Annotated in this window: 19 protein-coding genes; 14 read left to right on the plus strand and 5 right to left on the minus strand. The window is 60.9% G+C overall.

The annotated features are described in order from the left end of the window. The coding region (locus tag OP495_RS12170; protein ID WP_280569531.1) for a LysR substrate-binding domain-containing protein at positions 1-685 on the plus strand (685 nt) is incomplete at its 5' end. Positions 686-748: 63 nt separating this feature from the next. Here the strand turns inward: OP495_RS12170 and OP495_RS12175 are convergent. The 5 genes from OP495_RS12175 to OP495_RS12195 form a co-directional block, all read right to left on the minus strand. After that, positions 749-2311 carry an aldehyde dehydrogenase family protein gene (locus tag OP495_RS12175; RefSeq protein ID WP_280569534.1) on the minus strand — a complete coding sequence of 521 codons (1563 nt, stop codon included), beginning with the start codon at positions 2309-2311 and terminating at the stop codon, positions 749-751. After that, positions 2308-3210 (minus strand): NAD(P)-dependent oxidoreductase, encoded by a 903-nt coding sequence (locus tag OP495_RS12180; RefSeq protein WP_348521312.1) that lies wholly within the window; start codon positions 3208-3210, stop codon positions 2308-2310. The genes OP495_RS12175 and OP495_RS12180 overlap by 4 nt, the downstream gene beginning before the upstream one ends. Before the next feature lie 161 nt (positions 3211-3371). Further along, complete coding sequence (locus tag OP495_RS12185; protein ID WP_280569539.1) at positions 3372-4523, minus strand: amidohydrolase; 1152 nt, start codon at positions 4521-4523, stop codon at positions 3372-3374. Positions 4524-4552: 29 nt separating this feature from the next. Further along, entirely contained in the window at positions 4553-5851 is a 1299-nt protein-coding gene (locus tag OP495_RS12190; RefSeq protein WP_280569540.1) for a DUF3100 domain-containing protein, read from the minus strand. A 205-nt stretch (positions 5852-6056) separates the two neighbouring features. Continuing rightward, entirely contained in the window at positions 6057-8099 is a 2043-nt protein-coding gene (locus OP495_RS12195; protein WP_280569543.1) for a hypothetical protein, read from the minus strand. 498 nt (positions 8100-8597) lie between these two features. On the opposite strand from OP495_RS12195, the gene OP495_RS12200 reads away from it, so the two are divergent. The 13 genes from OP495_RS12200 to OP495_RS12260 all read left to right on the plus strand — a co-directional run bounded on the left by OP495_RS12200 (position 8598) and on the right by OP495_RS12260 (position 26595). Next, positions 8598-9953: an exopolysaccharide biosynthesis polyprenyl glycosylphosphotransferase gene (locus OP495_RS12200; protein ID WP_280569544.1), complete on the plus strand. Its 1356-nt coding sequence runs from the start codon at positions 8598-8600 to the stop codon at positions 9951-9953. A gap of 375 nt (positions 9954-10328) precedes the next feature. Continuing rightward, entirely contained in the window at positions 10329-11480 is a 1152-nt protein-coding gene (locus tag OP495_RS12205; RefSeq protein ID WP_280569545.1) for a polysaccharide export protein, read from the plus strand. Positions 11481-11578: 98 nt separating this feature from the next. Next, positions 11579-13774: a polysaccharide biosynthesis tyrosine autokinase gene (locus OP495_RS12210; RefSeq protein WP_280569546.1), complete on the plus strand. Its 2196-nt coding sequence runs from the start codon at positions 11579-11581 to the stop codon at positions 13772-13774. Between the two features lie 86 nt (positions 13775-13860). After that, entirely contained in the window at positions 13861-15285 is a 1425-nt protein-coding gene (locus OP495_RS12215; RefSeq protein ID WP_280569547.1) for an oligosaccharide flippase family protein, read from the plus strand. Further along, positions 15282-16403, plus strand: a complete 1122-nt coding sequence (locus OP495_RS12220; RefSeq protein ID WP_280569548.1) for a glycosyltransferase — start codon at positions 15282-15284, stop codon at positions 16401-16403. Before OP495_RS12215 ends, OP495_RS12220 begins: the two co-directional genes overlap by 4 nt. Further along, entirely contained in the window at positions 16396-17556 is a 1161-nt protein-coding gene (locus tag OP495_RS12225) for a glycosyltransferase (protein ID WP_280569551.1), read from the plus strand. The genes OP495_RS12220 and OP495_RS12225 overlap by 8 nt, the downstream gene beginning before the upstream one ends. A gap of 37 nt (positions 17557-17593) precedes the next feature. Next, positions 17594-18583 (plus strand): hypothetical protein, encoded by a 990-nt coding sequence (locus OP495_RS12230; RefSeq protein WP_280569559.1) that lies wholly within the window; start codon positions 17594-17596, stop codon positions 18581-18583. A gap of 74 nt (positions 18584-18657) precedes the next feature. Then, positions 18658-19620 (plus strand): acyltransferase, encoded by a 963-nt coding sequence (locus OP495_RS12235; protein WP_280569562.1) that lies wholly within the window; start codon positions 18658-18660, stop codon positions 19618-19620. 93 nt (positions 19621-19713) lie between these two features. Beyond that, positions 19714-20862: a glycosyltransferase gene (locus OP495_RS12240; protein ID WP_280569563.1), complete on the plus strand. Its 1149-nt coding sequence runs from the start codon at positions 19714-19716 to the stop codon at positions 20860-20862. Further along, on the plus strand, positions 20859-21893 hold the full coding sequence (locus OP495_RS12245; protein WP_280569565.1) for a polysaccharide deacetylase family protein: 1035 nt from the start codon (positions 20859-20861) through the stop codon (positions 21891-21893). The genes OP495_RS12240 and OP495_RS12245 overlap by 4 nt, the downstream gene beginning before the upstream one ends. 180 nt (positions 21894-22073) lie before the next feature. After that, on the plus strand, positions 22074-23219 hold the full coding sequence (locus OP495_RS12250) for a glycosyltransferase family 4 protein (RefSeq protein ID WP_280569566.1): 1146 nt from the start codon (positions 22074-22076) through the stop codon (positions 23217-23219). After that, positions 23219-24340 (plus strand): UDP-glucose 4-epimerase GalE, encoded by a 1122-nt coding sequence (gene galE, locus OP495_RS12255; protein ID WP_280569569.1) that lies wholly within the window; start codon positions 23219-23221, stop codon positions 24338-24340. Before OP495_RS12250 ends, galE begins: the two co-directional genes overlap by 1 nt. 230 nt (positions 24341-24570) lie before the next feature. Continuing rightward, positions 24571-26595 (plus strand): diguanylate cyclase, encoded by a 2025-nt coding sequence (locus tag OP495_RS12260; protein ID WP_280569587.1) that lies wholly within the window; start codon positions 24571-24573, stop codon positions 26593-26595. Positions 26596-26609: the final 14 nt, after the last annotated feature.

A 26609-nucleotide genomic window follows, 5' to 3' on the forward strand; every position in this document is an offset into this window, starting at 1 on the left:
CGAGGCGCTGGATGCCTACCAGAGGCTGGAAACCGGTCATCTCTCGCTGACGGTCGGGGAGGGCTTCGTTGGGGATCTTCTCGATACGCCGCTGCGAACGTTTACCGAGCGTTATCGCGGGGTGCGTCTGGATGTAAATACGGGGAGTACCAGCGACATCATCGAGGCGGTGGTAGAAGACGAAGTCCATATCGGCTTGATGTACCACGAGCGGCTGCACCCGCAACTGCGTTTCTGGCATTCCAGCCGTCAGCCACTGGTGGCGTTGATGTCGCCATCACATCCCTTGGCGGCTATCGATAATGAATTGTCTCTCGCCACGCTCAGCGAGCATCCCATGGCGTTGTGGCGCACCGGCCACGGGGTACGTCAGTTGGTCGACGAGGGCTTTCGCGAGGCGGGGTTGGGGCAGCACGTCACGATGCAAACCAACTCGCTTTCGGTGCTGCTGCATGCGGCCAGGTCGGAGCTCACCCTTACGCTGCTGCCGGCCTTCGCGGCAGCCCGGGAACTGGAGGACGGCGCGCTCGTGGCTCGTGCCGTAGACTGTGAACGCTTTCGTCAGGCGCATGCGCATATCATCACCCGGGTCGGGCGACGCATGCCGAAGGCAGGCCTGCAGTTGCTTAGGCATCTCGAACGCTGGATGCGGGCCTTCAACTCGCGGCGGGGAACCGGCCATTGAAGCTGGCGAAAAACCAGCTTCATGACCGGCAGCCGGATGCGTCTGACTGCCGGTTTGTCGTCGTCAGTCCACGCCGCTGCCATAGCCCATGGCGACGCTGGCGGTGGGGGCGGTTTCCACCCATATGCTCTGTGCCACGGTGTATTCCTTGAGCCCTTCCATGCCACTGGAGCGCCCGAAGCCGCTGTCGCCGAATCCGCCGAACGGCGACATGACATTGATCACCTTGTAGCTGTTGATCCATACCGTGCCTGCCCGCAAGCGCGCCGCGACGCGATGGGCGCGCGCCGGGTCCTGGGTCCAGACGGCGCCAGCCAGGCCGAAGCGCGTGGCATTGGCTAGCCGCAAGGCGTCTTCTTCGGTATCGAACGGCATGACCACCATCACCGGACCGAATACTTCCTCCTGGGCGATTGCCATGTCTTCCGTGACATCTACCAGTACCGTGGGCGCCAGGAAATAGCCCTCGGCTTCCGCCGGCAAATCCGAAGGACGTTGCCCGCCACACAGGAGACGCGCGCCGTGCTGGCGGGCCGTCTCGATCATCGAGGTGATGTGCTGATACTGCTTGGCATTCTGTATCGGGCCCATCTGCGTCGCCTCGTCGCTGGGCAGCCCCACGCGAATCTCGCTTGCGGCTCGCGCCAGACGTTCGCAGACCTCCTCGAACGCCTCGCGCTGTACCAGCAGGCGAGACCCCGCGACGCAGCTCTGACCCGCGGCGGCGAAGATCGCCGCCTGCGCCCCGGCTACGGCATCGTCGAGCCGGGCATCGTCGAACACGATGTTGGCCGACTTGCCGCCCAGCTCCAGCACGCTGGGCACCAGGCGCTCGGCGCCTGCCTGGGCGATGCGTCGGCCACTCTCGGGGGAGCCGACGAATACCAGCTTGCTGATCCCGTCATGGCTGGTGAGTGCCGAGCCCGTAGTGGGGCCGACCCCGTTGACGATATTGATCAATCCCTTGGGCAACCCACTACGCTCCATCAGCATGGCGATGGCGACTGACGAGAGTGGCGTCATTTCCGAAGGCTTTAGCACCACCCCGTTGCCAGCGGCGATCGCGGGTGCCAACTGCCAAGCACAGGTGAACATGGGGGCGTTCCACGGCGTGATCTGACCGACCACGCCATAGGGGACATGGCGCACATAGTTAAGGTGCGAGGTCGGCACCGGGATGACTTCGCCATGCTGCTTATCACACCAGCCAGCATAGTATTCGAACATCTCGCGGACCTTGTTCACTTCGCCACGGCAGTCGCGAATGGGCTTGCCCGCGACCACGCTTTCCAACTGTGCCAGCGTCTCTTCATGGCCGCTTAGCGCCCAGGCTGCTGCGGTCATGCGGCGGCCACGCTCGCTGGCCGTCAGCGACATCCATTCTTGCTGGCCCTGGGTGGCCGCTTCCACGGCGCTTGCTACCAGCTCGGCGCCGGCATCGCGATACCCGATCAGCGGCAGCCCGGTGACGGGATCGAGCAGCTCGATACGCTCGCCTTGGCCGGGTGCCAATTCCCCCGCGACCCAGTTGCTCAGGGGCGCGTCGGCGTGCGTATCGGTGTGCATGTTCAATGTGGCCAGCAGTTCGCTGACGCGCTCGACGGCCGTGGTATTGAGGGAGTTCATCGTGTTTCCTCCTGATTCGAGAAGGGGGCATCCGTTTGCGCCAGGGCCAGGATGGTGTCGGTGATACGATTGAAATCGGCACTGTCGGGCAGGCCGGTCGGATCCTCATGCCAGCGCGCCACGACTTGCTCCAGTAAATCCAGCGGAAGCTCCATGTGGTGCGCGGCGTCGCGCGCCAGGCGCAGGTCCTTGCGCATCAGACCGGTCGTGAATCCTGAGTCGAAAGCGTCGGAAAGAATCCACTTGGGGAAGTTGACCTCGCTGACGGCACTGCGACCGGAGCCACCGTTCAGTCCGGCCAGGCATGCCGTCGGGTCCACGCCTGCTCGCGCCGCCAGGGTCACGGCCTCGGCCGTGGTGAGAAGATGGGCCGCGCAGAGATAGTTGTTGGCCAGCTTGACCACATGGCCGCTGCCCGCCGGGCCGACGTGGGTATAGCGCGCCGACATCGCTTCGAGCATCGGGGTGAGCCATTCGATGGTAGCCGACTCCCCGCCCAGCAGCATGCCGAGGGCGCCGGACGCCGCGCCCGCCGGGCCGCCGCTCACCGGCGCGTCGAGCCACTCGATGTCGGCTTCGACTACCTTCTGGGCCAGCTCGCGGGTGACGGCCGGGTCGCTGGTCGAAGTATCGACGACGACGCTGCCCTTTGGGGCCCCTTGCAGGAGTCCGGGCGAGGCTTCGATGACCTCGCGGACATGGGCCGATGTGGGTAGCGAGAGCAGGTAGACGTCAGCCTCGGGCAGGGCGTCCAGGTGCGTGACGGCCAGCCCACGGGCCGCCAGGTTGTCCCGCGCCGCGTCGGAGACATCCGTCCCCGTGACGGCGAAACCGGCGGCATGCAGGGTCATTGCCATGTTGCCGCCCATCTGTCCTAAACCGATCACGACTATGTTCATATCAACTCCAGGTTTGTGGTTGTTTGCATCGAGCTTGTTCGCTTTGAACCGTCTGCACCGAAAACGGGCATCGGGGCTCCGGGCCATGCCCCGCAAGGCATGGCAAAATGCATGGGAAATCGTGTGACAAAAGCGTTTTAAGAAAGTATGCGGCCGCCGGGTCAGCGTCCTAGCAGCGCTCTCGCCAGCGCGCTCCAATACGCCACGCCAATCGGCGCCAGGGCATCGTTGAAGTCGTAATGCGGATTGTGAAGCGCCGCGCTGTCCTCGCCGTTGCCCAGCCAGATATAGGCGCCAGGGCGCTGCTGGAGCATGAAGGCGAAGTCTTCCGATGCCATGGAGGGCGGCAAGTCGCGATGGACCCGGTGAATGTCCGGCAGCGCCTCCAGCACCTCGGCACAGCGCGCGGCGTGGGCGGGGGTGTTGAAGGTGGCCGGATAGCGCGATTGGTAATTGATGTCGGCTTCCAGGCCATGGAAGGTGGCCATGGCCGCGATCGCCTGCCGAAAGCGCGTTTCGAGGTGGTCGCGCAGCTCGGGATCGAAGCAGCGCACGGTGCCGCACAGCTCCACGGTTGCAGGCATGACGTTGTAGGTGTCCCCGGCGTGAAACTGGGTCACGCTCATCACGGCGGTCTGATGTGCGGGCGTTTCCCGGCTGACGATGCCTTGTAGTTGATTGACCAGTTGGCATGCCGCCAGCACCACGTCCTTGCCCAGATGCGGCATGGCGGCATGGCAGCCGTGTCCCGTGAGCGTCACCCGGAAGACATCGAAGGCCGCCATGACCGCCGTGTCGTGGACGGCGGCTTCGCCAACCGCCATACCCGGCCAGTTATGCACGCCGTAGACGGCTTCCATCGGGAAACGGTCGAACAGGCCTTCGTCGACCATGACGCGTCCACCGCCTTCGTTTTCCTCCGCCGGTTGGAAGATGAAATACACTCGGCCGGCAAAGTCGGGCGCCTGGGCGAGTTCACAGGCCGCGCCCAGCAGCATGGTGGTATGGCCATCGTGCCCGCAGGCATGCATCTTGCCGGGCGTCGTCGATGCATGGGCCACATCGTTGGATTCGCGCACGTCCAGGGCGTCGATATCGGCCCGCAGCCCGATGGCGCGTTCGCCGCCATGGCGACCGTCCACCCAGGCGACGACACCAGTGCCGCCGCCGAGGCCGGTAACCTTTTCGATACCGGCGCCCTCGAGAACCTCGACGATGCGCGCGCTGGTGCGATGTTCCTCGAACGCGGTTTCCGGCTGGCGATGAAATGCATGACGCCATTCGCGCAGCAACGCGGGTGTGGCGGTCGTCATAAGAGTCTCCTTTGTCTACCTTCATGCCGTTACAAAAGCGCCTGGGCCACGACCGCCGAGCCAATGAAGGTGCCCGTGAACACCAGCAGCGACACGATGATCAGCTTCCAGCCCACCTGGCGGAACATGGTGAACTCGCGGGGCGAAAGCGCCAGACCTGCATAGGCGAGTACCGGTGTCACGATGGCCAAAAAGCTCACGGACTGTAGCTGCGCCACCATCCAGGCATTGCCGGGGAACCAGGGTAGGGTCACGACGATGCTGACCAGCGACACCCAGGCCACGCCGGGCAGATAGAAGGGCGCGAAGCGCGTGATGAGAAGCCCCAGCATGGTCATGGCATACAGGATTACCATGCCCGGCAGTGCGTCGAGGAGAGAACCGCCATTGATGGTATTGCTGACCCAGGCCACCACGCATACCACGGCCATCACGATGGCGGTCTGACCGAGGTGGCGCTCGGGACGCTCTTCTTCGCTCGGGGCAGTGGCCAGGTCCGGCTCGGTCGTCGCCTTGGCGTCTGCGGATGTCGCCATGCGCCGGCCGGAACACCATTTGAAGATGCGCTCTGCCACTGGCAAGGCGATGAACAGCGAAATATATAGACCGGTAGCGTAGGTCAGCAGGTTGCTGGCGCCGGCAAAGGCCAGTAGCTCATCGCGCATTTCTGGCAGGGTCCCGGCAATGGCGCCAGAACAGGCCGCGACCATGCTGCCACTGCCCACGCCGCAGGCCATGGCCAATGCGCGGGGATCGAAGATATCGAGCGTCGTTAGGTAACCGGCCATGAGCGCGAACCACAAGGTGCCGAACATGGTCCCCACGACATAGACCCCCATGACCCCGACGCCTTCGGGGCCCTTGAGTCCGTATTTGTCGGAGATGATGGCGATGTTGGGCTCGCGTGCGATGGAATACGTCGCGCCGATGGCTTCACGGCCCATCTTCAGGACGAGTACTGCGAACGGCATGGCGATCAGCATGGTCCCCAGGTTTCCCAACTCCTGCAGGACCAGGGCGGGCCCTGCGTTGATGATCTGCTCGATGGCCGGGCCGATCGTGGAGCCGAATCGAGCGATGAACGGCATGATCGATAGCAGGATGATGGGCGACGCCGCCTCGCTCAGTTTCACCGGCACCAGTCGCGAGGTGGCCGAAAAGAGGTGAGGGTTGATCAGCAGGCCGATGATGAAGGCGTAGAACAACGGCAACAGCAGCAAACTGCCGGGCCCGAGGGGAATCTTGATGATGCCGATGGCTTCCGAGATCAAGGAAGCAACCGCCACCATGACGTGCAAGCGCCAGTCGAGGAGCAGGGAGAGTCTCATGGTGTTGTCCTGTTGTTGTAATAAATGAAGCTGTAATAAACGCAGTTTTCATAGCGGAAATGAACAGTTGCCAGTGGTCGCTGTCCATCCCCGTCACCTCGAGTATCGAAGCGGGTCGTGTTCGAATAAAAGAAGAAAAGCGTTCTAATTACGAGCTCACAGCCAAGAAAACGGGTTAACAGGGACGAGCACCGTGGGTTCGTTCTCAGCTATTCTCCATGAGCCCGTCGTCGAGTTCGAAGGCGGAGAGGGCATTGAGGGTGGCGTTTTTGCGATTGCCGTGCCCGGTCAGCGAGGCCTGCGGTGGGCGCTGGAGGATGTGTATCGCGGGCGTGTCGGTGGCGGGGCCGCTATTCTCGAAGGTGCAGTCGCGAAAGGTCAGGTAGTTGCTTTCGTCGGCGAGGAACACGCCGGGCGCGGCATCGAGGGTGATCATGGAGCCGTGCTGAGCGAGGTCTTTCTTGAAGCGGCAGCGTTCGAAGCGCACCACATGCCGTGAATTGCGTTTGTCGCTGTTGTGCAGGTAGAGATGCCCGCCACCGGGTGTGAAGTCGAATCGACAGTGGCGATAACGATGGTGCTGCGTGATGTCGAAGATATCGAAGCGCGGTACGCCGTCCCCGAGCCGGCAGGCGTCCACGTCGAGCGTGTTGAAGGCTTTGATCCAGCCGGCGGGAATCTCGCAGTCGTTCAGGCTGATGCGTTCGGCCGGTATATGAAAGAGCCGCGCCCGCGTGGCGCTCAGCGTGAAGTCGCGCAGGTGCGATTGGCCGATGAGTTTGAAGCCTACGGCGGCGGGTTCATCGGTGTCGCCGTGTCGGCTCTGGAAGTGGGCGATATGCAGCTCACCTTTGAAGCCGCCCGCTGAGACGATGGAGGCGTAACTGGCGCGTACGCTGTCATGGCGCCGGTCGTTGAATACCTGCCAGGTTTCGTCGAGGTGGCGGATATCGATATGCCCATCACCTTCCAGCGCCAGGGTGCTGCCGCTGCGCCGTGTGCCACGTAGCTCCGTGGCCAGGCGCTGGCCGGTGAGTCGACTGGCCGGGAGCATCATCTCGATGCAGAAGCCCTTGTCGACTGCACGCGCCAGGCAGTCGTCGACGGCGTGCCGCACGGGGATGCCGTGCAGGTCGCTGAGTAGATACCCCACGGCTGTTGTCTCGGCGATGCAGCCGCGCAGAGTGAAATGCCCGGTACCTTGCGAGGGCGCGCGTCCGGTAGTGGCGACGAAGCCGTGATGCGTGGTCTCGCGCGAGCGGCAGTCGATGAAACGCACCGCATGGCTATTTTCGGCCCAGTAGCCGGCGTTGTATTCGGCGTCGCCGTAATCGACGCTGGCGTGATGCCCGTTTTCGGCGAGACAGTCGATGAAGTCGATGCGCTCGCTGAGCATGTACTCGGGGCTCTCTCCGTAGGTATCGGCGACGAAGCCGATACGCGTGAAGTCGCGTGCCTGGCAGCGTTCGACGATACCGTCTCGGGAGTCGACGATGAAGATGCCATCGCCGAAGTTGCCGCGCGCGTGCTCGGTGGCGATATCGCGCAGTACGAACCTCTTCGCTTCGACACGCAGGCAGGCGACGGGCGAACCACGGCAGACCATGTCGTGGGCACTTACGTTGCTGCCGCGTAGGTCCAGCGGCAGGCAGCCGGTGAAGGCATCGTAGTTGGAGGAACTCCAGCGCCTGGGGTCGTCGCTGACATTGCCGTTGAGCATGAAGCCGGAGATACGCGCGCCATCGTGTATTTCGACCAGCGAGCCCAGAGCGTCGCCGGTATAGCGTAACTGTGTATGCGAAGCGCCGGCGCCGGTGATGCGGATGCCTTCAAAGCGCAAGCCTGTTGCCGAAAGGGCGAAGTCGCCGGCGGGAAAGACGACATCGCGCTGCTGGGCGTTGGCGGCTTCGGCAAGTTGCTTCAGGGCGACGTGTTGGTCGCTGCCATCCCCACGTGCGCCGAACATGCCGGGCGTGAGTGTATTGTCGAGGCGTCGCAGAAAGCGCCCGTCGGCTTGGTCGTGGGCACGAAAACAGGTGCCGCCGTCGGCCTCGCGTCGTTCATTGGCGTACCAGATGAAACTCCCCCCGCCGAGTGTTTCTCCCGCGTGGTAACCGGCCACCTCGATGCGTTGCCCATCTGGCAGGCGGGCAACGTCCAGCGCTTGCATCGCGGCGATGGAGGCCACTTGATGCGCCTGCGCCGCTCCTTCCTGTGTTGTGCTTCCCTTCTTGTCTTTGTTTTCCATATTTGCCGCGTCTTTTTGCATGCCGACTGTGTGAGTCGGCAATAAGCCGGCGGCGGTCAGCACGGCGCTGCCCTGGAGTAGGCTAGCCAAGAGCCGTCTTCTCGAAGTGTTCATGTGATTCCCCCCTTACATAATCGCCTAGCGTAGATGAGGTTTCATCGGACGTTATGGTGAAAGTTTTCCTCCTCGATGGCGTATTTTTCTCATCTTTATTTATTTAATTTTGTTTTTTCTATTTGTGGTTAGTGCGCGATGAGTAGCATTGGTCATATTGAATGAGTCGGCTTGATGTCGATTGATTATGGCGTTTTAAGTATAAGGTGCGACTGGGTTTTAACGTACGCTTTTGGCATTTTTGGGCATGAATAATATGGGACGCTTTTACCATTAAAACCGTCTGGCTATGAATATGCACGCTTTGTAACTTGTTTGGCGAAAACCCGATTTTTATACGCTCTTCAACGGGCGGCACGGGACACTGGAAAGGTGGCGTCAGATATGTTCAATAAGCATAAAGTGTTCGAGCAGATGGAGCGTTCGGCGTGGGGAGGAAGTGAGTCGGTAGTGTCGAGTGGCAAGGCGTTCGATACGCGTTATGAGCGTCGCCACTCACGTTGGTACGAGCAGTGCCTGATGGGCATGCCGTTCCACTTCGTCGTGGGATTGCCGACGGTCTTGATGGTGCCGCCAGCGATGATGCATGGCGGAGACTTCTGGCGTGACATGGCGCCGGGGCTTGCCACCACGTTGTGGGCATTGGGGACGGCGTTTCTGGTGACGCTGTTCATCTTGCACCGCATGACACGTTTTCCCGGTACGCAGGCGTCGGTGTATGTCGTGCCGCTGGTCAGTGTGGTATTCGCGGCGACCTGGATGCTGTTGCTCGGCACCCAGCGTTTTGATGAGGGAGTGTTGTGGAGCGGTTATGCCGCGAGCTTGTTGTGGTTCTTCCTCGGCTATGCGGGAGTGCAGCGGTTCAGGCGTCCGCGCTTTGCTGTGGTGCCGCTGGGCGACGCACGCCATCTCGTCGAGACCGAAGGGGACGAGCTCTATCGTCTCGACGTGCCACGCCTGGGGGCGCAGCGTATCGACGGCATCGTCGCGGATCTGCGCAGCGATGCACTCAACCATGAGTGGATGCGATTTCTGACCAAGTGCACGCTGAACGGCATTCCGGTGTACCAGATCAAGCAGATCGACGAGTCGCGTACCGGACGCGTCAGGCTCGAGCATTTGGCGGATACGGAGCTGACTTCGTTGCTGCCGTCGCCGCTGTACAGCGCCTGCAAGCGCGGGATGGACCTTTGCGGTGCCTTGCTGCTGTTGCCGCTGCTGGCGCCGATCATGCTGACCACGGCCTGGGCCATTCGCCATGACAGCCCTGGGCCGGCGCTGTTCGTGCAATGGCGTATGGGGCATCGCGGGATGCCGTTTCGTATCTACAAGTTCCGCAGCATGTATAGCGACCGCGATGGCAAGGGGTTTACGTCCGGCGAGGACGACCCGCGCATCACGCCGGTGGGCAAGATCATTCGCCAGTACCGCCTGGATGAGTTGCCGCAGCTATTCAATGTGCTCAAGGGAGACATGAGCTTCATTGGCCCGCGCCCCGAATCCATGGATCTCTCGCAATGGTACGAGCAGGACGTGCCGTTTTTCAGTTACCGCCATGTCGTCAAGCCTGGGATTTCGGGCTGGGCTCAGGTCGAACAGGGCTATGCGGCGGAAGTCGATGGGATGACCGTCAAGCTGCAGTACGACTTCTATTACATCAAGCATTTCTCGCTGTGGCTCGATGTGCTGATTCTACTGCGCACGCTGAAGACGGTCACGACCGGGTTTGGGGCACGCTGAGATGTGCCCGCGTTGAACTGAGTCATTGTGGGGCGCCCCCGTATTCGTGCGGGGGCATTTTATTGGGAGTATTAGTTTTCTCGTTCTGCTTTGGAGTTAATTTCTGGTGCCTGGTGGATGAGCTTGTTGATTAAAAGGCGCGATTGAGAAACGAGTAAAACCAAATGTAAGCATTGTGTAAATTCAGCCTATGAAAAGTTACACAAAGCATAGAATAAACTTCGTAAGTAGATAAGCATTCAAGTAACGAAAGGCGTTTTAAAGTTTAGCGGTTATGGCCCGGGAGATGTGGTGTCGCTCCAGGGCGGTAGCGTGGGCAAAAGAATATTCGATACTGATACTACAAACGAGGGAATCGGCATGACTGTACGCCGCATGAATTATCGTTCTGGTTGGAGAAAGCCGCTACTGGGGCTTTCTTTCATGGTGGCGCTATCGGGGTGTGCGTTCGCGCCCGGTGGGAACATCGATTATGAGGCTGATACGCAGGGAGAAGACCTCTCCGACAATATCGAGGTCAAGGCAATTACGCCGAGCCTCGTCAAGACGATGGCGGCGACGGAAGACGAGTTGCGCGATTCGTTGTTCGAGTACACCGAGAATGCAGTGCCCGAATCCGAGATCGATTACGACTACATGATCGGGCGTGGTGATGTGCTCAACGTGGTGGTGTACGACCACCCAGAGTTGACGATTCCCGCCGGTAGTGAGCGTAGTGCTGTCGAGTCGGGCAACGTCGTGCATTCGGATGGCACCATCTTCTATCCCTACATCGGCACGGTGGACGTCGCGGGGCGCACCGTGCGCGAGGTTCGCGGGGAGATCCAGCGCCGCCTGGAAGACTATATCGCGCAGCCCCAGGTGGACGTGAAAGTCGCTGCCTTCAATGCGCAGAAAGCCTATGTCACGGGGCAGGTCGACCGTCCGGGGGCGCAGCCAATCACCAACGTGCCGCTTAGAGTGCTGGATGCGCTCAGCAGTGTGGGGGGGCTGACGCAAGGCGGTGACTGGCATGACGTGGTGCTGACTCGCGATGGCGTCGAGCGGCACTTGTCGGTCTACGACATGCTGGTCAATGGCGATCTCGATCAGAACCTGTTGCTGCAGGATGGCGATGTGTTGCATGTGCCTGAAGTGGGCAATAAGCAGGTATACGTGATGGGCGAGGTCAATCAGCCGACATCCGTACCGATGCCCAATACGCGCTTCTCGCTGACTAACGCTTTGGCCCAAGCCGGCGGTATCAATGAAAACAGCGCCGACGCCTCGGGCATCTTCGTGATTCGCCGCAATCACGATATCGACAGCGATACCTTCGCGACCGTCTACCAGCTCAACGCCGAGAACGCGATCTCCTTCGTGCTGGGGTCGGAATTCATCCTGCAGCCCACCGATGTGGTGTATGTCACCGCTGCACCGATCGCGCGCTGGAACCGCGTCATCAGCCAGATCCTGCCGAGCGTGACGGCGATCTATCAGCTGACGCAGGCCACGCGTGACATCCAGAACATCGATGACAATCAATAAACAGTGATTGTCTCGAGGCCCGTCGCCGCTGTCGCCCAATACGTTGGTACGACACGGCGCCGGGTCTTGGATCCACATTCTCATGGAGTGGGAATTCTATGAATCTAAACGTGCCTGCCCCGCAAGCGAGCAAGACCTCCGATGACATGGAGCTGGGCCGCATTCTGGGCCTTCTGTTCGATGCCAAGGGGCTGGTGGCGAGTTTGATCGTGTTATTTGCGCTGACCGGCGCGGCCTATGCGTTCTTCGCCACGCCTATTTTTCGGGCGGATTCCCTGGTCCAGGTGGAGACCAAGACCCCCAAGAATCCTCTCGCGGATGCCACGGCGTCCGCCATGATGCCGCAATTGCCGCCGTCGCGTGCCGAGATGCAGATCATGAAATCGCGCATGGTGCTCGGACGTGCGGCGGATCTTCTAAACCTGGATCTCCGGGTGGAGCCGGTACGCTTGCCGGTCATCGGTGGGTTCCTGCACCGCCAAGGAATTCCCGCGCCGGCCTTCGCCGCGGACTGGGGATACGCCTGGGCGGACGACAGCATCGAGTTGGATGCAATGCCAGTCGACAAGGCCTACCTGGGGCGAACCTTTACTCTCGAAGTGCTCGATGACCAGCGTTATGCCTTGCACTATCGCGGCGAGCGATTGGGCGAAGGGCGCGTCGGTGAGGACTCTCGTTTCCTGGGCGACGCGGTGGGCGTCGAGGTGGCGTCGATTTCGTCTTCGCCGGGCGCGACTTTCAAGCTCACGCATACTCAGCGTGTGGTGGCCATCGATCAGTTGCGCGACAACTTCGGCGTGGCTGAGCAAGGCAACGGTACGGGCATTATCGCCTGGAATCTGACCGATCCGTCTCCGGTACGGGCGCAGCATATACTCGCGACCATCGGCGATATCTACGTTACTCAGAACATCCAGCGTCAGTCCGAGGAAGCGCGCAAGAGCCTGGAATTCTTGAGCAAGCAGGTCCCCGAGGTACGTGGCGAGCTTTCCAATGCCGAGCAGCAACTCAATGCTTATCGCTCGGAGCACGATAGCGTGGACCTTTCCATGGAGACCCAGTCGGTCCTCGACCGTGTGGTCAATCTGGAAAGTCAGCTCAACGAGTTGGAGTTCTCCGAAGCGGAAATCTCGCGGCGCTTTACGCCAAGCCATCCGACCTATGCCGCCTTGCTGGAGAAGAAAGCGCAGCTCAAGAAGGAGCTGGCGTCTTTGGAAGACCGTATCGACACCATGCCGGAAACGCAGCAAGAAGTGCTGCGTATGCAGCGTGATGTAACGGTCAACCAGGCGATTTACGTGCAACTGCGTAACAAGGTGCAGGAAATGCAGATCGCCGAGGCGAGCACGGTGGGTAACGTGCGGGTGCTCGATGACTCGGAGTCGTTCCCGCGGCCGGTGTCTCCCGACAAGCTGATGATCATCGCGCTGGCGACGGTGATTGGGGCGGCTTTTGCCGTGGCGGTGGTGATGTTGCGGGCGATGTTCAATCGTGGCCTGGAAAGCCCCGACCAGCTCGAACAACTGGGCTTGCCAGTCTATGCCATCGTGCCCAGGTCGGAAGATCAGAACAAACTCAATCGGCGCATTCGTCGTGGCAGCCGTTCGCAGAGCGTGCCGGCGGGATTGCTGGCCTGGCATCGGCCGCTGGATGTCTCTATCGAGGCATTGCGTAGCCTGCGCACCAGCCTGCACTTCGCGATGCTCGATAGCACCGACAATCGCTTGATGATCACCGGGCCAAGTCCGGGCGTGGGCAAGAGCTTCATTGCCGCCAACCTGGCCGCGGTGTGCGCGCAGAACGGTCAGCGCGTGTTGGTGATCGACGGCGACATGCGCAAGGGCCAGATGCACAAGATCTTCAAGGGACCTTCCGAAGATGGCTTGAGCGAAATACTGGCGGGGCGTCACACCCTGGCGGAAATGGCGCGCTCCGTGGCAAGCGTCGAGGGGCTCGAGTACTTGGCGCGCGGCGTCGTTCCGCCGAATGCCTCGGAGCTGCTGGCCTCGTCGCGTTTCACCGAGTTGCTGGCCACGGCCAGTGAGCATTACGACCTGGTGATCGTCGACTCGCCACCGGTGCTGGCGGTGACCGACGCGACGGTGATCGGTAAGCGCGTCGGCACGACGCTGATGGTGGCGCGCTTCCAGCTCAATCCTCCCAAGGAAGTCGAACTGGCCATGCGGCGTCTGGATACCGGCGGGGTGCGCGTGAAGGGCGCGATCCTCAATGGGCTCGAGCGCAAGGCGGCCACGGCATACACCTACGGCTATTACAACTATTCCTATCATTGAGGAATGTCTTGTGCACGCCGCCCCGCGCTGGTTGGGGGCGGTGTGTGTGAGGGCAAGACGTTGCCGATGTCCTTGAGGACTGCATTTTGCTGATTCGCTATACCGCTTACTACGGCTTGGCGCGTGGTGTGCCGGGCTTGCTGAACTTTCTCGCCATCGCGATCTATACGCGCTTGCTGTCACCCAGCGACTACGGAATCTACGCCCTGGTCGTGGTTTGGGTGGGGCTTGTCAATGTGGTGTGCTTTCAATGGATTCGCTTGTCGCTACTGCGGTTCTTCCCCGCCAACCTGGACGATCCTCGGCGTTTGCTGAGCACGCTATTGCTGGCGTATGCCAGCGTGGCGTCGCTGACCGGTGTGGCGGGCGTGTGCGTGTGGTTGGCGATGGAAGACGAAGCGCTGAGAACCCTGGTGCTGATCGCCGTGCCGTTGATCTGGGTGCAGGCCGGGTTCGAACTGAGCCTCGAACTGATGCGCAGCCAGCTCAACCCGCTGCGTTACGGCCTGATGGCGGGAACCCGGGCCGTCATCGCGCTGGGACTCGGGGTGCTGTTGATCACCTGGGGATTCGGTGCGCTGGGCCCGTTGCTGGCCATGTTGCTGGGCATGCTGGTAGCGGTGGTGACGCTTGGCGGCTCGTTGTGGCGCACAGCGCGGCCGGCGCTGTCGCTAACGCCCGAGCTCAAGCCCTTGCTGATGTATGGGCTACCGTTGACGGCAACCTTTGCCCTGGAATTCGTGGTCTCGAGTTCGGACAGGCTGCTGCTGGCGGGGCTTTTGAACAACGAGGCCGTGGGGATCTACACCGCCGGTTACGATCTGGTCGCGCAGGTCATCAATCTGTTGCTGGTGACGGTCAATCTGGCGGCGTATCCGCTGGTGGTGCGCGCGCTCGAGCAACACGGACGCGATGCCGCCCGCGAGCAGCTCGACCGCAACGGTGGCTTGCTGCTGCTGATCGCGGTGCCGGTGACGCTGGGGTTCATCACTCTGGCGCCGCAGATCGTCGCGTTGATGCTCGGTGAATCCTTCCACGCGGGGGCGGAGCAACTGGTGCCGTGGGTTGCCATCGCCATCTTCATGTGTTGCATCCGTGCCTTTCATTTCGATCTGGCCTTCCAGTTGAGCGAAAAGACGCTCTATCAGGTGTGGATCAACGGCGGTGCGGCGTTGGTCAACGTGGCGCTCAATCTATTGTTCATTCCGGTCTTCGGCCTGGTAGGTGCGGCGTACGCCACGTTGATTTCCTACGGCGTGGCGCTGGTGCTGAGCGTGCTGCTGGGGCGGCGTTTGTTCCCGATCTCTCTGATCACGCGCGACAACCTCAAGGTGCTGCTGAGCGGTGGCGTGATGGTGGCCTGCTTGTGGCCGCTGCGCGAGGCGACCGGGATGTGGGCGCTGGTCGAGCGGGTGCTGTGGGGCGCGGCGGTTTATACCGTTAGCGTGTTTCTTCTGAACGTGGCAAATGTACGTGGGATGGTATTTGCCAAGCGACGGACGGCGAAATGAGAGACGACGATAAACGGATTGCGGTGTTCCTGCCTTCCTTGGCGGGCGGTGGCGCTGAGCGTGTGATGGTGACCCTCGCCAATGGATTCGCGATCCGTGGCGTGGCGGTGGATCTTGTCGTGGTCGCCGCCGAGGGGGCGTATCTGGCGGATGTCTCACCTCGTGTGCGGTTGGTGGAACTCGGCGCCTCGCGAGTGCTTTACAGCTTGCCGGCACTGGTGCGCTACCTGCACCGCGAACGCCCGCATGCCTTACTTTCGGCACTCAATCACGCCAACATCATCGCGCTCTGGGCGCGCAAGCTGGCTCGCTCGGGAACACGGTTGGTGGTGTCTGAGCGCAACACGCTGTCCCGCGATGTGTCGGACGATCGCCTGGAGCGGCTGGTGCCGTGGCTGATGCGCCTGAGTTATCCCTCGGCGGATGCCATCGTCGCGGTTTCAGACGGGGTGGCGGATGACCTGGCGCGTACGGTGCGTCTGCCGCGCGAGCGGATCGATGTCGTCTACAACCCCATCAATACCAAGCTCGCGGAATTGTGCGAGGCGCCGTTGACGCACCCCTGGCTGAAAAGCGGTCAGCCGCCAGTGATCGTCGCGGCGGGGCGGCTGACCGTGCAGAAGGATTTCGCGACCTTGATCGAGGCTTTCGCTGAGGTACGCAAGACGCATGCGGTGCGCTTGGTAATTCTCGGCGAAGGCGAGCTGCGCCCTGAGCTGGAGGCGCGTATCGAGGAACTAGGTATCGGCGACAACGTGGCGTTGCCGGGGTTCGTCGATAATCCCTACCCGTGGATGCGCAAGGCATCGTTGTTCGTGTTGTCCTCAGCATGGGAGGGATTTTGCAACGTGCTGGCCGAGGCCATGGCCTGCGGGACGCCGGTGGTGAGCACGAATTGTCCCAGCGGCTCGGCGGAGATTCTCGAAGACGGCAAGTGGGGGCGGCTGGTGCCGGTCGGTGACACGTCGGCGTTGGCCCGGGCGATGGCCGCGACCCTTAGTGATGAGACACACCCTGATGTGCGCCACCGTGCCCGTAGCTTCGATCTACAACAGGCCCTGCGTGGCTATCTGCATGCGCTACGGGTGACGCTGCCGAAGGAGCGCCGCTGTGGATGATGCCCAACGCATGCCGACATCACTAGGGCTCGTCGACGCCAGTACGTTGGGTGATATGACGCTGACGCTATTCCTGCCCTCGCTGGAAGGCGGCGGCGCGGAAATGGTCATGGTGACCTTGGCCAACGGGCTCGCCGCGCAAGGCTGGCGGGTGGATCTGGTGGTCGCGCGGGCCACGGGTGCTTATCTCAAGAATGTGGCGGCGGAGGTTCATGTGGTCGATCTGCGCGCGCCTCGGGTGCTGTATAGCTTGCCGGCGCTGGTGCGTTACCTGCGCAAGACGCGGCCGGCGGTGATGCTCTCGGCGCTCAACTACGCCAACGTGGTGGCGCTGTGGGCGACGCGGATGGCGGGAGTGGGGACGCGGATGGTGATTTCCGAGCACAACAACGTCACGCGCGATATGCACTCCGAGCCGGCATGGCGTTCGTGGCTCATTCCTTTGCTGATGCGGCATAGCTATCCCTGGGCGAACGGCATCGTGGCGGTGTCCGGGGGCGTGGCCGAGGAGCTTTCGCGTGCATTGGCGTTGCCGCGCGGGCGCATCGATGTGATCTACAACCCGGCGGTCACCGAACGTCTGCGTGAGTTGAGTACGCAAGCGTTGGCGCATCCCTGGCTAGCGAATGGAGAGCCACCGGTAATCCTGGCCGTCGGCCGGCTCACCGAGCAGAAGGATTATCCCACCTTGATCAAGGCCTTCGCCGCCTTGCGCGCTCGGCAATCGGTGCGTCTGGTCATTCTTGGCGAGGGCGAACTACGCGAGAGTCTTGAAGCCCTGGTGGCGTCGTTGGGTGTGAGCGAGGACGTCGCCTTTCTGGGGTTCGTCGATAACCCCTATGCGTGGATGCGCCAGGCCGCGCTGTTCGTGCTGTCTTCCGCCTGGGAAGGGTTTGGCAACGTGCTGGCCGAGGCGATGGCCTGTGGCACGCCGGTGATCAGTACCGATTGTCCCAGCGGACCGGCAGAGATTCTGGAAGACGGTACCTGGGGGCAGTTGGTACCGGTAGGGGATCCGCAAGCGTTGTACGAGGCGATGGTGACTGCCTTGCAAGGGGATGGATATCCGGATGTCGAGAGCCGGGCACGCGCATTCGATCTTGGCCAGGCCGTTCAAGCCTATTTACGCGTCATGCAACGCCAGCCCATTTGAGTTCAAGCGCGCAAGCGCCATTACATCGAGGCGAGTGATGAAACTATTGATACCCACTGCGGGCTCGTTCGGTTACAAGATCATGTGTCTAGCCCTGGCCGGCATTTATGCCTGGTTCTTGATGGGACTGGATATCGACGGCTATATAGACCGCGCCAACTATCTCGTCTATGCCCAGCATTCCGATGAAATTCTGGTCATGTATGCCTCCAGTAGCCTCAAGACGATTATCACCAACGAACCGGTTTGGCTGCTGTTCAATATCTGGGCCGCCGAGCACTTTTCTCCGGAAGACACGTTGCGCGTGATTATTTTCTTTTCGTCTTTCCTGGTCTCGTTTCTGGTGTTGAGAAGCTACCCGAAGTATGCCTTCTTCTTGATTCTCTTTATTCTTATGCCGCAGGTTTTGAAAAATAATATTATCCACTTGCGACAGGGCGTGGGGATTACGCTGTTCCTCCTCGGTTGGTGGTGTCGTTACTTGCCGCTGCGTATATTTTTCATCGCCTTGGCGCCGCTGGTGCATGCGTCCTTTTTCTTCATCAATGCCTTGTTTCTGCTCAATATCGCTTTCTCCACGTTTGGCATTTCGACCGTGTGGCGCGTGGTATACACCCTCGGCGTGGGCGTCGTGCTGGGAGCGCTGGGGATCTGGCTGGCCGATGCGCTCGGGGCAAGACAAGGCGAGAGCGCTGAATACAGCGCCATGGGCTCGGGTGGCTCGGGGCTGGCATTTCTCTTCTGGGTCGTGTTTTCCGTGATTTTCTTCATGGAGGGCAAGTCATTTCTCAGGAAAAATTTCTTTGCGGCGTCGATTCTGGTTTTTTATCTCTCGACGTACTTCCTGCTTCCTGTCACGGCACGCGTGTTCGAAAGCGGGATGCTGATCGTGCTGCTGGCATCGCTGGGGTTGACGGACTGGCGGCGTTACGCGGCCTACGGACTTTATACCTTCTATTTCTTCATGCAGTGGTATCCGGTACTGGGAGTTCCCGGTTACGGCTGGGCCGCCGAAGGCAGCCTGTAAAAGTCACTTTATAAAAGACGATAACGCGCCGATGTTTCGATTCCACGGATCGGGCAAACTAAGGGGGGAGGGAAATGCAACGTAATGTTTCGTTGGATGTGCTTAAGCTGACATTGGCCGTCATCGTGGTGATTTCACATGCCCAAGTGTTGATGGGATATAGCGAATTGGGCTATCAACTGACGGTGCAGGGGCTGTTTCGCATCGTGGTGCCGATTTTCATGATGGCCAGCGGTTATTTCTTTATCAGCGTCATTCGTTCCAGGTCGCTCGTCAAATGGCTCAAGAAAGTAGTGTCGATGTATCTCTTCTGGATGCTGGTGTACGTGTATTTCTGGCTGGATATTCCAGCGGTGACACCGTATGAAATCTTGAAATTACTGCGCGTTGCGGTCATGGGGTATCACCATCTGTGGTTTCTTTCCGCACTGATCGGGGCCGCTATCCTGCTGTATATGCTGCGCAACCTCTCCTTGAAAGCCCTGATGGTATTGGCGTTGACACTCTATGGCATGGGGATGTTCTTCATTTATGCCGGCCATTATCACTTGTTCGCCGGCACGCCGTTGGACGCACTCTTCAACGAGATCTGGTTCTATCGCAACTTCCTGTTCTTCGGTTTTCCCTTCTTTTGCACCGGCTATCTGCTGCGTCGTTGGGAGGGACTGCGCCAATGGGACCGACGTTATTACATGCTGTGGAGCCTGGGAGGCGCGCTGCTGCTGATGGGGGAGTCATATCTCAACTATGTCGGCCTCGAAGGCCAGCCGGCGTTCGATATGTACTTGAGCTTGCTGCTCTTTTGTCCGGGGCTTTTCCTTTGGGTCTCGTCGATGCAAGTACCCGGTGATAGCACGTCCCTGGCGTATTACGCGACGGCGCTGTACTTCATCCATCCGCTTTTTATCTCGTTGTTCGAAGCGCTCTCGTATCGGCCGGGCAACATGCTGGCGCTATTGGCGCTGGCGTCGTCGCTGGCGGCCGTGGTGCTGCTCAAAGGGAGTCGCAAACGTCTGGGATTCGCGTTCGGTGGGTGACACCACCGGGTCACCGCCGAGGTTTGCTCAAGACCATATTCGCCGTGCCCGGTTGTCGTCGGGCATCGGCCAATCGAGAGGATGCAATCGCTTATGCTAGCCAAACCGCTGAAGGTACTGCATGTCATCACCGGCTTGACCGATGGTGGCGCCGAGGACTCGCTCTACCAGCTTTGCCATAACGATCGTCACAACGTACATCGCGTGGTGTGCTTGATGGATGCTGGGCAATATGGCTCGCGTTTCGATGCGGCGGGGATCGAGGTCGTGTATCTGGACATGCCGCGTGGCCGTGTGACGCCCCCCGGTCTGTGGCGGCTGTGGCGCATCATCCGGGAGTTCCAGCCGGATGTGGTACAGACCTGGATGTATCACGCCAATTTGGTGGGCGGTGTCGTGGCGAGGCTGGCAGGCGTCAAGGCCATATGCTGGGGAATTCACAACAGCAACCTGATGCCGGGCGCCACCAAGCGCAGTACGATCTGGGTCGCCAAGGCGTGCGGTGCATTATCCCGTGTGGTGCCCAGCCGCATCGTGAGCTGTTCGCAACATGCGGTGGATGTGCATCGCAAGCTGCGTTACGCGGCCATGAAATTCGTGGTTGTGCCCAATGGCTACAATCTCTCTTTACTCACTCTCGACGCCGCAGCCAGGGCGCGCATGCGCGCAGACTGGAAGCTCGACGACGATATGCCACTCTTTGGCATGGTGGCGCGCTTCGACCCGCAGAAAGACCATGCGAACTTGATCGCGGCCTTGGCGCAGCTCAAGGGGCTGGGTTGGGACTTCCGCTGTGCGCTGATCGGTGCGGGCTTGGATGCCGACAACCACGAATTGATCGGGCTGCTGGAGGATCATGGCGTGCGTGACCGGGTGCTGCTGGTCGGACGGCGTAGCGATATTCCGGCGGTGATGAACGCGCTCGATGTGCATGTGCTGTCGTCGCGCTTCGGCGAAGCCTTCCCCAATGTGCTCTCCGAGGCGATGGCCTGCGGCACGCCCTGCGTGTCTACCGATGTCGGCGATGCGGCTTTTATCGTTGGCGACACCGGCTGGATAGCGCCTCCCGGCGATCCTCGCGCCTTGGCGGATCAACTGGCCCTGGCGCTCGAAGAGCATGCGGATGCGCCGGCATGGCAGGCGCGCAAGCAGTGCGCGCATCAGCGTGTCGTCGATTCTTTCAGCGTGCAGCGCATGATCGATGGTTACAGCGCTTCCTGGCATCAGGCGTGCCACGTATGAATGCTAACTGGATGACTCGTTTGGCGCGTGCCGAAGGCGAGCCGCTGCGTCCACCGGCCTTCGTGATTTCTCTGGACTTCGAGTTGCACTGGGGCATGTCGGATATCGTGACCACGCCCGAACACCCCTATGTGCGCCATTTGCTTGGCGCGCGACGTGCGGTGCCGGCAATGCTGGATCTCTTCCGAGAGCGCCATATTCGTGCGACCTGGGCCACGGTGGGCTATCTGTTCGCCGGGGACCGCGAGACGCTGACGCGTTTCTCGCCTGCGCGGCGTCCGCATTACGCCAATCCGGCACTCGACAATTATCGTCTGACCATCGGCGATGACGAGGCCAGCGATCCGCTACATTACGCGCGCTCGCTGGTCGATCTGATCGCGCAGACGCCGGGCCAGGAGATCGCCTCGCATACCTTTTCGCATTACTACTGCCATGAGGCGGGCCAGACGCCGGCGGACTTCAAGGCCGATCTCGCGGCGGCGATGGCTATCGCTGAGCATGTCGGGCATCGCCCTCGTTCGTTGATCTTGCCGCGTAACCAGGTCGACGAGGCCTATCTGGCGCCGATGCGTGAGGCAGGCTTTCGTTGCTATCGCGGCAACCCGCAGCGTGCGGGGTTCCCGCGTCATCAACGCGATGCGACTTTCCGGCGCGCGCTGCGCTTGTTGGATAGCTATGTCGACCTGACCGGGCACCACGGCATCAAGTGGCGCAACCTCGAGGGCAATCCGCTGGATATCCCGGCCAGCATGTTCCTGCGGCCGCGGCGTGGGGTACCGCAACTGGATGCGCTGCGACTGCGACGTATCAAGAACGCCATGCGGAGTGCCGCCAGGCGTGGTGAGATATTCCATCTGTGGTGGCATCCGCACAACTTCGGTGGTGATACCGATGCCAACCTGCGTGATCTTGCCGCCATCATCGGCTATTTCCAGTCGCTTTCCATCGAATACGGCATGCGCTCCATGTCTATGAGCGACGTTTTGATGCGTCACGAACAGGCCACGACTGCCCCCTCGACGACCTAGCTCCCAGGCGCTCGCCGCTCATGCGGTCGGCGCCTTCAAGACGCTTGATCACTGCTCTTGATCATTGATTGCCAACGCGCTTTAGCGCGGGGGCCGCTGTGTCTCTAAAAAACACGTCTTCACGAACGGATTTGCAAAACGTGCCCCATAGACGATCTCCACTGCAGAGGAGTTGTTTCCATGAACGATAAGACGATTGTGCTGGTCTCCAACACGTCCTGGTTTCTCTACAACTTCTGCCAGGGGTTGTTGAAGGCGCTCGCGCGACGTGGATTTCACGTGGTGTGCCTGGTGCCTGACGACGACTATTCGCAACGCCTGCTCGATGAATTCGACGTCACCCTGCGCAGCATGCCCATGGATGGCAAAAGCACGGGGCCTGCGCGAGAGGGAAAGTGCCTGTTCTGGTTGTATGGACAGTTGCGCGCGTTGCGTCCTGCCTTCGTATTCAACTTCACGATCAAGGCCAACCTCTATGCCGGCCTGGCGTGCCGTGCCCTGAAAATCCCGTATGCCAATACCGTCACTGGCCTTGGTACAGCTTTCCTGCATGACAGCCACTTGTTCCGTCAGGTACGACGGCTCTATGGCGTGGCCAATGCCGGGGCGACACGGGTTTTCTTCCTCAATCCCGACGATCGCGCGCTCTTCGAACGCCAAGGCATTTTGCAAAAGGTCGACTGGGCGATGTTGCCGGGCGCGGGAGTCGATGTCGCGCGCTTTGCGTTCACGCCGCTGCCTCAGGAAGGACCCTTCACCTTTGTATTGATCGCGCGCCTGCTCGGCGACAAGGGCGTGCGCGAGTACGTCGCGGCGGCTGAGCAGGTGCACTCGGAAAATCCCGAAACGCGCTTTTTGATCGTCGGCCCCAAGGGCATCAGCAATCGCACGGCCATCGAGGATGACGAGGTCGAGACCTGGCATGCGCGGGGTGTCGTCGAATACGCCGGCGCTCAGGACGATGTGCGTCCTTGGCTCGCTCAATCCCATGTACTGGTGCTGCCGTCCTATCGCGAGGGGATGCCGAGCACGGTGATGGAGGCGGGCGCAATGGGGCGGCCCACCATTGCCACTGATGTCCCGGGATGCCGCCATGCCGTGGCCGATGGCGAAACCGGTTGGCTGTGTCGCGTCAAGGACGTCGAGTCGCTGGCGGCGCGCATGCGCGCGTGCCTGGTAATGACGCCTTGGGCACTTTCCCGGGTGGGCATGGCGGCACGTCGACGCGCCGAACAGGAATTCTCGCAGGACATCGTCGTGGCGGGATATCTGGCCTGTCTCGAGGCCGACCTGATGGATCACCAACGCGTAAAAATGGAGGCATGATGGCGATATTAGTGACGGGCGGCGCCGGTTACATCGGCTCGCATATGGTGTTGAGGCTCATGGAGGCCGGCAACGACGTGGTTGTGATCGACAATCTCTGTAATGCCTCGCACGAGTCCCTAAAGCGCGTCTCACACTTGACCGATAAGGAAGTGACATTCATAGAGGGCGACATACGCGATCGCTCGCTGTTGGATTACGTCTTTGCGGACTTCGAAATCAGCGACGTGCTGCACTTCGCCGGGCTCAAATCCGTGGGGGAGAGCGTCAACGAGCCGTTGGCGTATTTCGAGAACAACGTGGCGGGGACTATCACGCTTTGCCAGTCCATGATGGCGGCAAGGGTCTTCCGTCTGGTGTTCAGTTCCTCGGCGACGGTGTATGGCGATGCCACGCGCATGCCGTTGAGCGAGAACGCACCCACCGGTCAACCGGCCAACGCCTACGGGCATTCCAAGCTGATGGTCGAGGAGGTGTTACGCAAGCTGGCCCGCTCCGATCCGCGCTGGTCGATTGCGTTGCTGCGCTACTTCAATCCCGTGGGCGCGCATCCCAGCGGGCTCATCGGTGAGGATCCGTCGGGCAAGCCCAATAACCTGCTGCCGTTTATCTCTCAGGTGGCGATTGGACGCCTGCCGGCGCTCTCGGTCTTCGGCGACGATTACCCCACGCCGGACGGCACCGGGGTGCGCGATTATATCCATGTCATGGATCTGGTCGAGGGGCATTTGGCGGCGATGCGTGTGCTGGCGGATCGTCCGGGAGTGAATGTCTGGAATCTGGGCACCGGTCAAGGCTATTCGGTGCTCGAGATGGTGCGCGCCTTCGAGCGGATATCGCAGCGCGATGTAGCGTATCGCATCGTGCCGCGCCGCGATGGGGACATCGCCGAATGCTGGGCGGATGCATCGCTGGCGGCGCATGAGTTGGGTTGGAAAGCCAAGCGTGATCTGACCGACATGATCGCCGATACCTGGCGCTGGCAATCGAGCAATCCCGAAGGCTACCCAAGTAAACGCGTAGTGCGACGCGACAGTCTCGGCAAACCCGGCGGCATGGCCAACGCCTTGCCGAAGATCTACCTCATCGACACCGCACGCGCCAATCGAGTGGCTTCATGACAATATGACAAGACAAAGAATGCCGATGTGTCTGCCCTTGACGCCGGTGCCTCGTGCACCGGCGTTTTTATTTATAGGGCGTGCCGAAAAGTGAGCAGGAAAACAACGTCGCGCAAAGGGCTGTGAGGCGCGCGGGGTTTGCGCGCTGGAGCCGCTGGGATACGCTTGTCGCCCACCACTGAATAATGACATGGACCTGGCGATACGTGATGCGAAGATGGCCCAATCGCATGAGACGATGTTTCAAGACATTGCTACCCAAGACATTGCTACCCAAGACATTGTTTGGGCGTTTGGTCCTCGGCACCGGAGTGGGCTGGAGTGTATTGGTCATCGCCATCCTGTGGGTGTCGCTGCGTGGTAGTAGCGGTCTCGCCGAGGAGATCAATCGCGCGCACCTGAATTACGAGGCTTCGCTGATCGCGCGCGATATTCAGCAATCCATTTCGTTGCGACTCGATACGCTAAAAACCATCGCTTCCTCGCAAGCGGGGGCGTTGCAGGGCGATGTACCGCTGACCGAAGACAGCGACGACGATGTGCAGGCGCGCTTGAGCGACCACACAGCGCTGCTGGAGCTGTTCGATTCGGCATTCGTCGTCGATGCCGAGGGGGATGTCATGGGCTTCACGCCGTCGCTGCCGGGCGCCGTGGGCCTGAATGTGGCTGACCGTGAGTATTTTCGCTTCGTTCGCGAAGTAGGGCGCCCCTTCGTGGGTCGCCCGATCAACAGTAAACTCCACGATAGCCGACCGCTGGTAGTGATGGGAGTCCCGCTTACGGATGCGCAGGGCCATTTCACGGGCATGCTGGGCGGCGTGGTCAATCTGCGTGACGGGCGCTTCTTCCTCGACTTGCGCAGTCTGCGCATCGGCGAGGAGGGGTATGCGGTGTTGATGACCAGTGATGGCACGGTGCTCAGCCATCCCGATAGTTCCCTGATCATGCAGCATGTCCCTTCCACGCTGGAGAGTCCGGTGCTGGAGCAGGCACTGGATGGCTGGCAGGGCACCGGTACCGGTCGTCTCATCGACGGCGAACCGGCGTTGATGAGTTACCACCAGGTCTGGGAACCGGCTTGGATCGTGGGTATCTTTCTGCCGCAAAGTCAAACACGCCAACCGATCATCGATTATGTGCGTCGCCAGTGGTGGGTGGCGGTGATCGTAGTGCTGTCGATGCTGCCCATGCTGTGGTGGCTGTTGCGCCTGGGGCTTTCCCCATTGCGGCGCCTGGCGCGTCAGATCGCGCAGGTGGGGCAGGGGGATATCCCGCGTATTTCCCTGGATACTTCGTTGGAAGAGTTGCAGCGCATCGCGCAGACCTTCAATAGCGTGGAGTATGAACGCAATCGCGAGCGCGCGGAGCGACGCAGCCGCCAGGCCTATCTCGATGCGGTGTTGAGTTCGTCGCCATTGCCGATGTTCCTGGCCGATCTCGAGGGCCGAATCAGCTACGTCAACCCGGCTCTGGAAACCTTGACGGGGTTGTCGGCGGCGTCGTTCAAGCATCGCGCTTGGTTGCGTCGTCTGCACCCCGAGGATCGCCCAGTGCTGTTTGCGTTGTGGCGCGATGCAATAAACGGCGGCCATGGGCTGTATCATCAGTTGCGCTTTGAGTGTGGCGATGCGGGCATGATGTGGCTGGAGCTGTATACCAGCCAGGTGATGAACGGCGAGCAACCGCAAGGTGTGGTGGGATTCGTCAAGGACATTACGCATCTTCGCGCACAGCAGAAGCGCCAGCTCTGGGAAGCCGAGCACGATCCGCTGACCAGGCTTCTCAATCGGCGCGGTTTCGAGCGACGCCTCGAAAAGACCTTCCAGCGCTTTCGCGAGCACGGCGAAACGGCATCGTTGATTCTCTTCGACCTGGATAGTTTCAAGCCGATCAACGACGAAGGCGGCCATGCCCTGGGCGATGAAATGCTGCGTGCGATTGCTCGCTGTCTGGAAGGTTGTGTGCGCCGCGATGACCACCTGGCGCGCCTGGGCGGCGATGAATTCGCGATCCTGTTGCCCGGCTGCGGCAACCCACAAGCCGTACGTATCGCCGAGGAGGTCCGTCATGCAGTGAGCGAGTTGTCGGTGCTGCGCAAGGACAAGCGCTACCGTGTCACCGCGAGCCTGGGAATTTCATGCCTGGGCGTCGCCGACGTCGATGCGCAGGCGATGGTGAAACGCGCCGATGCCGCGAGTTATGACGCCAAGGCTCAGGGCAAGAACCGCATGATGAACGACGCGCGTTGTCTATGACGCCGCGCCTCATA

It is taken from the genome of Chromohalobacter sp. 296-RDG, from assembly GCF_029889885.1.
Taxonomy (GTDB): domain Bacteria; phylum Pseudomonadota; class Gammaproteobacteria; order Pseudomonadales; family Halomonadaceae; genus Chromohalobacter.